Raw genomic sequence first — 13095 nt, 5'->3', positions numbered from 1 at the left:
CGTCGCTCAACGGTCCACTCTCTCACCCGTGCCGGACGGGTCGGCGCTTTCCGGTGCGGTGTCCGGCGCAGGGTCACCCGGCTGGTCCGGCCCGGCTGCCCCGGCGGGGGAACCGGGCTCCTCGGAAAGACGGTCCCCGGCGTCGTCCGGGTTCCCGGAGTCGTCACCGGAGTCCGCCTCCGCCTCGTCCGGGCCCTCCTCCTCGGCCTGGCGGGCGGCCGCGCGCTTGCGCTGGGTGTACATCCGGAAACCGGCGAGGACCAGCAGCAGCACCCCGCCGCCGATCACCAGCATGACGGTGGGCGTGACCTCGGTGACCTTCACGTCGAAGCTGACCGGGTCGCCGTACTCCTGGCCGTCCTCGGTGTAGAGCTGGGCGAGGACCGTGGCCCGGCCGTTGGCGTTGGCCGAGGTGGTGAACTTCACCGACTGGCTGTGGCCGCCGGAGACCTCGACGGGCTGCTCGTCGTACGCCTTCCCGGCGATCTTCAGCCGGGTCGGCTGGGTCGAGCTGAGCCGCAGGTACAGATGGCCGACGGGCTGGACCAGGTTGTTCTGCACGGTCACCGGGATGGTGGCGCTGCGCCCGGAGAGCTTGGTCTCCGACTTGTCGATCAGCTTGACCTGGCCGCCGAGGTTGTCGAGATAGCTCAGCACGTCCGCGCGGAAACCGTCCGCCTTGGCGGCCTGCCCCCGCCACGACGTGGACATCCCGCGGTTTATGGCCCGGCCGAACGGCGTGACCACGCGGGACTGGTCGGTGAGGATCACCTCGAAGTTGTCGAGCTTGTCCTGCGTGTCCGCGATCTGCTCGAAGGCGCTCCTCGGCAGCTCCTGCTTGCGCAGCGACGAGGGGTAGGCCGACGTCGAGGGGATGCGCGTGGTGGCGTCCGGGTCGGGCTTGGCCTTGGCGGCGGCGGTGAGGGTCTCGGGCTGCGACCAGTTGCCGTCCTGGAGCGCCTTCACGGCGGTGGCCATCGCCTGTGCCTGGCTGGCGGTCGGCATGCGCTGCGGGGCGACCACCACCGTGCGCTGCTCGTCCTTCTGCACATTGGCCTCAAGGCTCTGAGCGAGGAACTGCTGCACCGCGAGCGTGGAGGTGTCCGCCTTGGTGAGGTCGCCCTCGAAGGCCGTGGACATCCGGGCGTCCGCGACCACCGCCGTGGTGCCGCCGCCGATGGGGCGGGCGGCAGACGGCGTGTAGGACAGCCCGGAGGACTCCCGGAGGCTGTCGCTGCGGGCGATCACCCGGTCGGCGCCGGCGGAGGTGGCCACCTTGATGATCGAGGGGTCCACGGCGCCTTCCACCGGCCACGCGAAGTCCGTGGTCGGCGTCACGTGGAGCACGGTCTTCACCGTGAGGGCCGCGACGTCGGTGGCGTCCTTGAGGTGGCTGAGCGAGCCGGTGACGCTGGTACCGGTGTGGGCGAGCGAGGCGAGGTCCGGGTCGGCGAACGGCAGCGCGACGACCTCCTTGCCCGCCACGGCCTGCTGGAGACCGGCCAGCCACTGCTTGGCCAGGTCCTGGTTCTCGCGCGAGCCGGCCTTGGTGCTGCCGTCGGACTGCTGGACCCGGTAGCCGTTCGCCATGGCGTCCACCGCGGCCAGCAGATCCGGGTCGATCACCCAGCTGACGTCGAGGTCCCGGCCCAGGTCCATCATCTGCGCCAGACGGCCGCCGGGGGCGATCTCCTTGGCCAGTTCGTCGTCCTGGAAGACGGGGGTCTGACGTGCTCCGGCGCCCGTACGGGCCGTCATGTGGACGGACGAGATCAGCGGCCACATGACCGTCGTCCGGCTCTTGGTGTCGGCCTCGGACGACTGCCAGGGCAGGAAGGTCCGCTCGATGCCGAGCATCTGGTCCCAGGGTTGCGCCGAGGTCTTGCCGGAGAGGGAGACGCCGAACGAGTAGACGCCGTCCTTGCCCAGATTCAGCTCGTCCGCCGGGACGGAGATGCTGAAGTGCTCGGCGACGCCCGGGACCAGCTTGCTGAACTTCTCCGTGTACTTCTCCCCGAGCTCCTCGCCGGTGCCGCCACGGAGATCGTCGGGGTGCTGGGCGATACCGTCGACCGCGGAGCGGGTGTTCAGCAGGGGGCCCACCCGCAGCCCGACGTGGGCCCCGGTGACGGTCTGCCTGCCGTTGTTGATCACCGTGCCGGACACGGTCAGGGTGTCGTCCTCGGTGGGCGCGCTGGGCGTCAGTGAGTCCAACGCCACGGACACCGAGTCCGCCGGCGCCGCCTGGGCGGGCTCGGTCGCGGTCAGCTGGAGCAGCCCGGCCAGCAGCGGTGCGCCCGCCAGCAGCGCTCCGGCGCGCCGCAGTCGGCGGCGGGCAGGAGAGGCACTGGGCCCCTGGATTTCAGCCGCGTCGGCCACGCGCTAGCCCGTCCCTCGTCGTCGTCATCAGTGGTCGTCGGAATGTGCGTCCCCGCATGGTAACGATGACCGCGGAGGCTGAGTGCCACGGACCGTTCTCCAAGATCGCCCCGGAGCGGCCGCCTGTCCTCTATATCCATTAAGGAGCGGAGAGCCGGTGTCCGCCCCTAGGGGAGCCCTTGTGGGGGTATGGCAGGGAGTCCCGGCGCCGGTCAAACGGGTGCGGTCCCGGGCGGCCGGGCCACGTACCCTCTTCTGTTGTGCCGAACCCCAACGATGACAATCCCGCTGCCCTCAGCCAGGTGCAGCAGCGCGCGGTGAGCGAGCTGCTGCGGGTGGCCCCCGTGGCCGACGACCTCGCCCGCCGTTTCCAGGAGGCCGGGTTCTCGCTCGCCCTGGTCGGCGGCTCGGTCCGTGACGCGCTGCTGGGCCGGCTCGGGAACGACCTGGACTTCACGACCGACGCGCGCCCCGAGGACGTGCTGCGGATCGTCCGGCCCTGGGCGGACGCCGTCTGGGAGGTAGGGATCGCCTTCGGCACGGTGGGCGCCCAGAAGGACGGCTACCAGATCGAGGTCACCACCTACCGCTCCGAGGCGTACGACCGCACCTCCCGCAAGCCCGAGGTGTCGTACGGCGACTCCATCGAGGAGGACCTGGTCCGGCGTGACTTCACGGTCAACGCGATGGCCGTGGCCCTGCCGGAGAAGGAGTTCATCGACCCGCACGGCGGTCTGGAGGACCTCGCGGCCTGGGTGCTGCGCACGCCCGGCACGCCGGAGGAGTCGTTCTCCGACGACCCGCTGCGGATGATGCGGGCCGCCCGGTTCGCCGCCCAGCTCGACTTCGAGGTGGACCCGGCAGTCGTCACCGCGATGACGGAGATGTCCGCGCGGATCGAGATCGTGTCGGCCGAGCGGGTCCGGGACGAGCTGAACAAGCTGCTCCTCTCCGCGCACCCCCGCAAGGGCCTCACCCTGCTGGTCGACACCGGGCTCGCCGCTCATGTGCTGCCCGAGCTGCCGGCGCTCCAGCTGGAGCGTGACGAGCACCACCGCCACAAGGACGTCTACGACCACTCCCTTATCGTCCTGGAGCAGGCGATCGACCTGGAGGAGAACGGCCCGGACCTCATCCTCCGGCTCGCCGCGCTGCTGCATGACATCGGCAAGCCCCGGACACGGCGCTTCGAGCAGGACGGCCGGGTCTCCTTCCACCACCACGAGGTGGTCGGCGCGAAGATGACCAAGAAGCGCATGACGGCGCTGAAGTACTCCAACGACCTGGTGAAGGACGTCTCCCGCCTGGTCGAGCTGCACCTGCGCTTCCACGGCTACGGCACCGGCGAGTGGACGGACTCCGCGGTCCGGCGCTACGTCCGCGACGCCGGCCCGCTGCTGGACCGGCTGCACAAGCTGACCCGCTCCGACTGCACCACCCGGAACAAGCGCAAGGCGGCCACGCTGTCCCGCGCCTATGACGGGCTGGAGGCGCGCATTGCCGAGTTGCAGGAGAAGGAGGAGCTGGACTCCATCCGCCCCGACCTCGACGGCAACGAGATCATGACGATCCTCGGCGTCGGACCGGGTCCGGTCATCGGCCAGGCGTACCAGCACATGCTGGAGCTGCGCCTGGAGAACGGCCCGATGGAGCACGACGCGGCGATCGCGGCCCTCAAGGAGTGGTGGGCGCAGCAGAGCTGAACGCTTTCGGAGCGTGTTTCACGTGAAACATGACTCAGCGGAGGGGCGGTGTTTCACGTGAAACACCGCCCCTCTCGCTGTTCCGGCGCCCTTCGAAGCGGGCCATGGCCACGGCGACGGCGGCATAGAGCAGCGCCACGAGGATCACCAGCAAGGCCGAGCGGCCGTCCGGCGGCAGCATCAGGGCGGCCACCCCGGCGGCGCCGACGAAGGCGACATTGAAGAGGACGTCGTAGACGGAGAAGACGCGGCCCCGGAAGCGGTCCTCGACCGAAGCCTGGACGATCGTGTCCGTGGCGATCTTGGCGCCCTGGGTGACCAGCCCCAGCAGGAAGGCCGCGATCAGCAGCGGCACCGTGGCGAACGAAAGCCCCAGCGCCGGTACCAGCAGGGCGGCCGCGCCCGCGCAGACCGCGATCCACCGCCCGGCCCCCAGCCGCCCCGCGCTCCAGGGCGTCACCACGGCGGCCGCGAAGAACCCGGCGCCGGACACCCCCAGCACCAGCCCCAGCAGACGGAGCCCCTCCTCGGGGGTGCTGGAGAGGCCGTAGCGGCACAACATGAGCAGCAGGACCAGCAGCGCGCCGTAGCAGAAGCGCATGCAGGTCATCGCAGTGAGCGCCCAGACGGCCTCCCTGCGCCGGGGCTCGCCCAGGTACCGGACGGCCGCCAGGAGGCCGCGTGCCGTGTCGGCGAGGACGCCGCCCAGCCGGGGCAGCACCGGTGGCCGGTCGGGGCCGAGCAGGGAGGGGGCCATGGCCAGGGCGGTCAGGCCCGCGCAGAGATACAGCAGGGCGCCGAGCAGCACCACGGCCGCGTCCGAGTCCGCCGCGACGAACCGTACGCCGAAGGCCAGGGCGGCACCGAGGGTCGCGGCCAGCGTTCCGGCGGTCGGGCAGAGGGAGTTGGCCAGCACCAGGCGCTCGGTGCCGACCACGCGGGGAAGCGCGGCGGACAGGCCCGCCAGGACGAACCGGTTGACGGCCGTGACGCACAGCGCGGAGGCGTAGAACAGCCAGTCCGGCGCGTGCGCGGCCATCAGCACGGCGGTGACGGCCGCCAGCAGGGCGCGCAGCACATTCCCGTGGACGAAGACCTGACGCCGGCGCCAGCGGTCCAGCAGCACCCCCGCGAACGGGCCGACCAGCGAGTAGGGCAGCAGCAGGACCGCCATCGCGGAGGCGATCGCCTGCGCCGAGGTCTGCTTCTCGGGGGAGAAGACGACGTACGAGGCGAGGGCGATCTGATAGACGCCGTCCGAACCCTGCGAGAGCAGGCGGACGTACAGCAGGCGCCGGAAGTCCCGCTCGCGCAGCAGCAGGCGCAGATCACGGACGACGGGCATGGGCACAGCCTCACACATGCGGAGGGTCCCCGGGGTCTGCCGACCCCGGGGACCCTCACAGCCCTGGCAGGAGCGTTCTCGTGCGAGCCCTGCTTAGCGCTCGACGTCGCCGCGGATGAACTTCTCGACGTTCTCGCGGGCCTCGTCGTCGAAGTACTGGACCGGCGGGGACTTCATGAAGTACGAGGACGCGGACAGGATCGGGCCGCCGACACCGCGGTCCTTGGCGATCTTCGCGGCACGCAGGGCGTCGATGATGACACCGGCGGAGTTCGGGGAGTCCCAGACCTCCAGCTTGTACTCGAGGTTCAGCGGGACGTCGCCGAACGCACGGCCCTCCAGGCGGACGTAGGCCCACTTGCGGTCGTCCAGCCAGGCCACGTAGTCGGACGGGCCGATGTGGACGTTCTTCTCGCCGAGGTCCCGGTCGGGGATCTGGGAGGTGACGGCCTGCGTCTTGGAGATCTTCTTGGACTCCAGGCGCTCGCGCTCGAGCATGTTCTTGAAGTCCATGTTGCCGCCGACGTTGAGCTGCATCGTGCGGTCCAGGATCACACCGCGGTCCTCGAACAGCTTCGCCATGACGCGGTGCGTGATGGTGGCGCCCACCTGGGACTTGATGTCGTCACCGACGATCGGCACACCGGCCTCGGTGAACTTGTCCGCCCACTCCTTGGTGCCGGCGATGAAGACCGGGAGGGCGTTGACGAACGCGACCTTGGCGTCGATGGCGCACTGGGCGTAGTACTTCGCCGCGTCCTCGGAGCCCACGGGGAGGTAGCAGACCAGGACGTCGACCTGCTTGTCCTTCAGGATCTGGACGATGTCGACCGGCTCGGCGTCCGACTCCTCGATGGTCTCGCGGTAGTACTTACCGAGACCGTCCAGGGTGTGACCGCGCTGCACGGTGACCCCGCTGGAGGGCACGTCGCAGATCTTGATGGTGTTGTTCTCGGAGGCGCCGATGGCGTCCGCGAGGTCGAGGCCGACCTTCTTGGCGTCCACGTCGAAGGCGGCGACGAACTCGATGTCCCGCACGTGGTAGTCACCGAACTGCACGTGCATCAGGCCGGGTACCTTGGCCGACGCGTCGGCGTCCTTGTAGTACTCGACTCCCTGCACCAGCGACGCGGCGCAGTTGCCGACACCGACGATGGCTACGCGAACCGAACCCATTCCGGTTGCTCCCTGTGTGTACGAGTGAGGCCCTGACGGGCCGTCACGTGGCGGTGTCGCCGGGCGTATCCGTCCCCGGAAGATCCCTGGGACGGGGCAGGCCGCCCGTCGATCCAGATGTGGTGTCCTGCTGAGCGGACCCGCCGGACTCGGGACTCTTCCGGTCCCGTCCGGCCCGCTCACTCTCGATCAGCTCGTTCAGCCAGCGCACTTCGCGCTCCACGGACTCCATTCCGTGGCGCTGGAGTTCGAGCGTGTAGTCGTCGAGGCGCTCCCGGGTGCGTGCCAGGGAGGCGCGCATCTTCTCCAGGCGCTCCTCCAGCCGGCTGCGCCGGCCCTCCAGCACACGCATGCGCACATCGCGCGAGGTCTGCCCGAAGAAGGCGAACCGGGCGGCGAAGTGCTCGTCCTCGTATGCGTCGGGGCCGGTCTGCGACAGGAGTTCCTCGAAGTGCTCCTTACCTTCGGCCGTCAACCGGTAGACGATCTTGGCGCGGCGTCCGGTGAGAGGGGCGGCCAGAGCGTCTTCATGGGTGTTCCCCGGTTCCTCGATCAACCAGCCATTGGTGACCAGCGTCTTGAGGCAGGGGTAGAGCGTCCCGTAGCTGAATGCCCGGAACACACCCAGAGACGTGTTGAGTCGCTTGCGCAGCTCATAGCCGTGCATCGGCGACTCGCGCAGCAGCCCGAGCACGGCGAACTCAAGGATGCCGGAACGACGGCTCATGATCGCCTCCTCTCGGCACCCGCGCTTTTATCTCGCTCTGATGTATCGACTCGATACATCACGACGATAGAACGCCCCCCGGCGTGCGACAAGAGGGTCGACGGTGAACGGGGTCACATCACCGATTCGTACGAGGCAAGTTGCCTGTTTTGGGGTGAACTTCGGGGCTCGGAGGGTTTTGGCGGTGCGTAGTCTGTGCGGCATGCACAACACCGGGAACCAAGGGGCGCTTGGGGAGCGTCGTGATCCTCGGTGCAGTACGGGTGAATGCAGCAACGACCGCATCCGTACTTCGGGGGGACCGGAAACCAGCCGCTGTTTCCAGGCGCGCACGGATGCGCCTGCCCGAGGAGTAATCGTTCGATGAGCGAGCACCGTCGCAAACCGCCGCAGCCGCAGGGAGGCGGACGGGCGGCCCGACGTGGCCAGCCCGGCCCGTCCTCCGGCCGTCCCGCGGCACCGCGAGGCGCCAACGGGGCCTCCGACCACTCCTATGGGTCTCCATCCCAGGGACCGGACACCTATGGCTCTGGGGGTGATGGGCGTGAGTACGGCAGCCGTGCCGAGGCGCGCCGGGCCGCCCAGAGAGGCGGCGGCCGCCGCCGGGGCGCGGACAACGCTCCCTCGGGCCGCGGCCGGGGCCATGACCAAGGACCATCCGGCAAGCCCCGGTTCATCGACTACCCCCGCGTGGGCAAGTACGGCTGGCGCCGCTGGGTGCCCTCGTGGCGCCTGGTCACGGGCCTGGGTATCGGGTTCGTGGGCAGCCTGGTCGTCATGGCCGGCGTGGGCTACGCGCTGGTCAGCATCCCGAACGAGAACGCTGCGGCCGAGTCGCAGAACAACGTCTACTACTGGGGCGACGGCACCCAGATGGTGGCCACGGGCACCGGTGTGAACCGGCAGAACCTCACGATCGACAAGATCCCCAAGGCCATGCAGTTCGCGGTGATCTCCGCCGAGAACAAGAGCTTCTACCAGGACTCCGGCGTGGACCCCATGGGTATCGCGCGGGCCCTGGCCAACATGGCGCGCGGCGGACAGACGCAGGGCGGCTCCACGATCACCCAGCAGTTCGTCAAGAACACGTACCTCAGCCAGGACCAGACGCTCACCCGTAAGTTCACGGAGATGTTCATCTCCCTGAAGGTGGGCACGAAGCTCGACAAGAACGAAATCATGCGGGGTTACCTGAACACCTCGTACTACGGGCGTGGTGCCTACGGCATCCAGGCAGCCGCGCAGACGTACTACGGCAAGGACGCCGAGGACCTCACGCCCAGCCAGTGTGCCGTTCTGGCGGCCCTGCTGAAGGGTCCGACGTACTACGACCCGGCGGGCAACGCGGATCTCGACAAGACTGCTACCGAGGAAGCCAACCGGGCCCGCTCCGAAGGTCGCTGGCGCTGGATCCTCGGTGAGATGCACAAGGACAAGCACCTCACCGACGCCGACTACCAGAAGGCGGTCAGCAAGTACCCCAATCCGCAGGGCCGCAAGGCGACCAGGGGTATGAACGGCCAGGTCAGCTACATGGTCGACACGGCGAAGAAGTACGTGATCAACCACTCCAACATCACGGAAGCGCAGTTCGACAAGGGCGGCTACCAGATCTACACGACCTTCCAGAAGGCCAAGGTCGATGCCCTGACCGCGGCCGTGAAGAAGATCCAGAAGTCGCGGCTCAACCCCGAGACCAAGGAGAAGGACAAGTACGTCCAGTTCGGCGCGGCCTCGGTGGTGCCCAACGACGGTGCGATCGTCGCCCTCTACGGCGGTGACGGCTACGAGAACGGCCACTTCACCAACAACGCCGACACCTCCGGCGTCCCGGTGGGTTCGACCTGGAAGCCTTATGTGCTGGCCGCGGCCATGCAGGACGGCACGTACAACTCCAACGGCGAGGGCATCTCCCCGCTGAGCAAGTACAACGGCAACGACCATCTCAAGGTCCGCCGGCCCGACGGCTCGTACTACCTCAACAAGGACAACTCGTTCTTCTTCCAGGCGAACGAGAGCAACCATCCCTGGGGCTACATCACCCTGCGCAAGGCGATGGAGCAGTCGATCAACACGCCGTTCGTGCAGCTCGGTGTCGATGTCGGCATGTCGAAGGTCCGGGACATGGCCCGCTCGACCGGCATCCTGGAGGGCAGCATGGCCAAGGACCTGAACCCGTCCTTCGCCATCGGTACCTCCACCCCCAGCGCGATCCGCATGGCGGACTCGTATGCGACGTTCGCCGCGTCCGGCAAGCAGGCGGACCCCTACTCGGTCACCATGGTCAAGAAGGACGGCCAGGAGATGGCGGGGTTCACCAAGCCGAAGTCCAAGCAGGTGATGGATTCCAGCATCGCCAACAACGTCACTGATGTCCTGCAGAACGTGATCCAGAACGGCACGGGCCAGAACGCCAAGGCTCTGGGCCGCACGGCGGCCGGCAAGACCGGTACCACGGACGAGAACAAGTCGGCCTGGTTCGTCGGCTACACCCAGCAGCTCTCCACCTCGGTGGCGATGTTCCGTGAGAACCCCAAGGACCACCGTCTGCTGTCGATGAACGGCACGGCGGGCACGGACTCCATCCACGGTGGTGACATCCCGACCTCGGTCTGGACCGAGTACATGCTGGCCGCGCTGAAGGGCAAGAACGACCCCGGCTTCCCGGACGCGATCAAGATCGGCAAGATCCACAACGAGGTGGGCGCTCCCACGCCGACCCCGAAGCCGAGCATCACGCCCAGCCAGACGCCGACCGAGTCGACGAGCCCGTCGCCGACCGAGTCCACGACGTCGCCCTCGCCCACCGAGAGCGAGACCTGCCGGTTCTTCTGCAACAACAACGGCGGCACCGGACCCGGTGGAGCCGACGGCGGAGCGAGTTCCTCGCCGACCGACTCGACCTCACCCGGAAATGGTGACGTCCAGGGCAATGGCAACGCGGGAGCCAACGGGAACAACGGAGGAGGCTTGTTCGGAGGCCAGGCAGGCCAATAGCGCCGCCTGCCCGATTGGCGGTCTTTTCGGCCGGCACGGGTGTTTCACGTGAAACGAGGGCCGTCGCACCGACCAGGTGCGGCGGCCCTCGGTGTTTTCCCGAGCGAGTACGGCAGGATGTGCCCCATGCCCAGTGCAGAGACGACGCCCGCGCGCGTGCGTAAACCGGAGACGGTACGACCGACGCGGGAGGACGAGATCGCCGCGGCCGGCAGCGAGCTGATCGGCGGCCCCCTCGGGCGACGCGCCCTGACCGGGACGTCCTGGTGGACGCCGGTCCGGGTCGTCGTGTTCGTGGCGATCGGCATGTTCGCCCTCGGCCTCGTCCAGAAGGCGCCCTGCTACGACGGCGCCTGGTTCTTCGGGGCCAGCTCGCAGTACACGCACGCGTGCTACTCGGACATCCCCCACCTCTATCAGGGGCGGGGCTTCGCCGACGGGCTCGTGCCGTACTTCGACAAGCTGCCCGGCGACATGGACTACCTCGAGTACCCGGTGTTGACCGGCGTGTTCATGGAGGTGGCCTCCTGGCTCACACCGGGCAGCGGCGGCATCCAGCACCAGGAGCAGTGGTACTGGTTCGTCAACGCCGGGATGCTGATGGTCTGCGCGGCCGTCATCGCCGTCTGCGTCAGCCGGACCCACCGCCGCCGCCCCTGGGACGGCCTGCTGCTCGCGCTGGCGCCGGCCTTCGCGCTGACCGCCACCATCAACTGGGACCTCCTGGCGGTGGCCCTGACGGCCGCCGCGATGCTGATGTGGTCCCGTGGCCGGGCCGTCGCCTTCGGCGTGCTCCTGGGCCTCGCCACGGCCGCCAAGCTCTATCCCCTGGTCCTGCTCGGCCCGCTGCTGGTGCTGTGCTGGCGGGCGGGCAAATGGCGGGAGTTCTTCCAGGCGGTCGGCGGCGCGGCGGGTGCCTGGCTCGTGGTGAACGTGCCGGTGATGCTGTTCGCCTTCGAGGGCTGGTCGAAGTTCTACACGTTCAGCCATGACCGGGGCATCGACTTCGGCTCGTTCTGGCTGATCTGGTCCCAGAACTCCAGCAACCCGCCGAGCATCGACTTCGTGAACACCACCGCCAGCGCCCTGGTGGTGCTGTCGTTCCTCGGCATCGCGGCGCTGACGTTCACCGCCCCGCGTCGGCCGCGCTTCGCCCAGCTGGCCTTCCTGATGGTGGCGGCGTTCATCCTCACCAACAAGGTCTACTCCCCTCAGTACGTCCTGTGGCTGGTGCCGCTGGCGGTGCTCGCCCGGCCCAAGTGGCGGGACTTCCTGATCTGGCAGGCGTGCGAGGTGGCGTACTTCCTCGGCATCTGGTTCTACCTCGCGTACACGACCAGCGGAGACGCTCACAAGGGCCTGCCCACCGAGGGCTACCACTGGGCGATCGCCCTGCACCTGCTCGGCACCCTGTACCTGTGCGCCGTCGTCGTGCGCGACATCCTGCGGCCGGAGCGGGACGTGGTGCGCCGGGCCGGGGACGACGATCCCTCAGGGGGCGTACTGGACGGCGCGGCCGACCACTTCGTCCTGAGCGGACTGCGGCACCCGGAGCAGGAGGCGCCCGAGGAGCCGTCCCGGACGGACTGGGGCGGCCCGGAACCCCTGCCCCACGAGGGTCGTTCGCTCTGAGCGAACAAGCCGGAGGGCATGAGAAAGGCCGTGCACGAGAACCCGTGCACGGCCTTTCCCTTCGTTCCAGTGCGCTCCGGTGGTCCTAGCGGTCCACGATCCGGTCGAACGTCGTGGTGGTGTGCCGCAGATGGGCCACCAGCTCGTCGCCGACCTTCGGCTCGGGAGCGTCGGAGGGGACGAACAGGATCGACACCTGCATGTGCGGCGGCTCGGCGAACCAGCGCTGCTTGCCGCCCCAGACGAACGGCGCGAGGTTCCGGTTCACCGTGGCGAGGCCGGCCCGTGCCACGCCCTTGGCGCGCGGCATGACGCCGTGCAGGGCCTTCGGGGCCTCCAGGCCCACCCCGTGCGACGTTCCGCCCGCCACGACCACCAGGAAGCCGTCCGAGGCCGCCTTCTGCTGCCGGTAGCCGAAGCGGTCGCCCTTGGTCACCTTCGTGACGTCCAGGACGGCTCCGCGGTACTCGGTGGCGTCGTGGTCGCCCAGCCACAGCCGGGTGCCGATCCGGGCGCGGAAACGGGTCTGCGGGAACTGCTGCTGGAGCCGGATCAGTTCATCGGCCTTGAGGTGGCTGACGAACATCGTGTGCAGCGGCAGCCTGGCCGCGCGCAGCCGGTCCATCCACCCGATGACCTCCTCGACGGCGTCCGAGCCGTCGGTGCGGTCCAGCGGCAGGTGGATGGCGAAGCCCTCCAGGCGGACGTTCTCTATGGCCTGGTGCAGCTGCGGCAGGTCCTGCTCGCTGATGCCGTGCCGCTTCATCGAGGACATCACCTCGATGACGACACGGGCACCCACCAGCCCGTACACGCCGTCGACCGACGACACCGAGCGGACCACCCGGTCCGGCAGCGGCACCGGTTCCTCGCCGCGTCGGTACGGCGTCAGCACGAGCAGGTCGCCGCTGAACCAGTCCTTGATGCGCGCGGCCTCGTAGGTGGTGCCGACGGCCAGCATGTCGGAGCCCAGCCGGGTGGCCTCCTCCGCGAGCCGTTCGTGACCGAAGCCGTAGCCGTTGCCCTTGCAGACCGGGACGAGTCCCGGGAACTGCTCCTGCACGTGCTTGTGGTGCGCACGCCAGCGCGCGGTGTCGACGTAGAGCGTGAGCGCCATGGCCGGACCCGGAACCTTT

General features: G+C 68.9%; 8 protein-coding genes. 3 read left to right on the top strand and 5 right to left on the bottom strand.

What is annotated here, in order from left to right:
- Positions 1-6: 6 nt before the first annotated feature.
- Entirely contained in the window at positions 7-2379 is a 2373-nt protein-coding gene (locus D0Z67_RS14510) for a DUF6049 family protein (protein WP_031179086.1), read from the bottom strand.
- 260 nt (positions 2380-2639) lie between these two features.
- On the opposite strand from D0Z67_RS14510, the gene D0Z67_RS14505 reads away from it, so the two are divergent.
- Positions 2640-4082, top strand: a complete 1443-nt coding sequence (locus tag D0Z67_RS14505; protein WP_031179087.1) for a CCA tRNA nucleotidyltransferase — start codon at positions 2640-2642, stop codon at positions 4080-4082.
- A gap of 34 nt (positions 4083-4116) precedes the next feature.
- Here the strand turns inward: D0Z67_RS14505 and D0Z67_RS14500 are convergent, their stop codons facing one another.
- The 3 genes from D0Z67_RS14500 to D0Z67_RS14490 all read right to left on the bottom strand — a co-directional run bounded on the left by D0Z67_RS14500 (position 4117) and on the right by D0Z67_RS14490 (position 7330).
- Positions 4117-5427 (bottom strand): MFS transporter, encoded by a 1311-nt coding sequence (locus D0Z67_RS14500; RefSeq protein ID WP_031179088.1) that lies wholly within the window; start codon positions 5425-5427, stop codon positions 4117-4119.
- Between the two features lie 93 nt (positions 5428-5520).
- The gene (locus D0Z67_RS14495; RefSeq protein WP_031179089.1) at positions 5521-6603 is read right to left on the bottom strand and encodes an inositol-3-phosphate synthase; all 1083 of its coding nucleotides are present in this window, start codon (positions 6601-6603) and stop codon (positions 5521-5523) included.
- A gap of 43 nt (positions 6604-6646) precedes the next feature.
- Positions 6647-7330 (bottom strand): PadR family transcriptional regulator, encoded by a 684-nt coding sequence (locus D0Z67_RS14490; RefSeq protein ID WP_031179090.1) that lies wholly within the window; start codon positions 7328-7330, stop codon positions 6647-6649.
- 363 nt (positions 7331-7693) lie between these two features.
- On the opposite strand from D0Z67_RS14490, the gene D0Z67_RS14485 reads away from it, so the two are divergent.
- Both D0Z67_RS14485 and D0Z67_RS14480 read left to right on the top strand, forming a co-directional pair.
- Positions 7694-10327, top strand: coding sequence for a transglycosylase domain-containing protein (locus tag D0Z67_RS14485; protein WP_199812118.1), 2634 nt, complete (start codon positions 7694-7696; stop codon positions 10325-10327).
- A gap of 126 nt (positions 10328-10453) precedes the next feature.
- Positions 10454-11959, top strand: coding sequence for a glycosyltransferase family 87 protein (locus D0Z67_RS14480; RefSeq protein WP_031179092.1), 1506 nt, complete (start codon positions 10454-10456; stop codon positions 11957-11959).
- Between the two features lie 85 nt (positions 11960-12044).
- Here the strand turns inward: D0Z67_RS14480 and D0Z67_RS14475 are convergent, their stop codons facing one another.
- Positions 12045-13076 carry an alanine racemase gene (locus D0Z67_RS14475; RefSeq protein WP_030806068.1) on the bottom strand — a complete coding sequence of 344 codons (1032 nt, stop codon included), beginning with the start codon at positions 13074-13076 and terminating at the stop codon, positions 12045-12047.
- Positions 13077-13095: the final 19 nt, after the last annotated feature.

The sequence above is a fragment of the Streptomyces seoulensis genome, assembly GCF_004328625.1.
Taxonomy (GTDB): domain Bacteria; phylum Actinomycetota; class Actinomycetes; order Streptomycetales; family Streptomycetaceae; genus Streptomyces; species Streptomyces seoulensis.
This window is presented reverse-complemented; position numbering and strand designations above follow the sequence as displayed.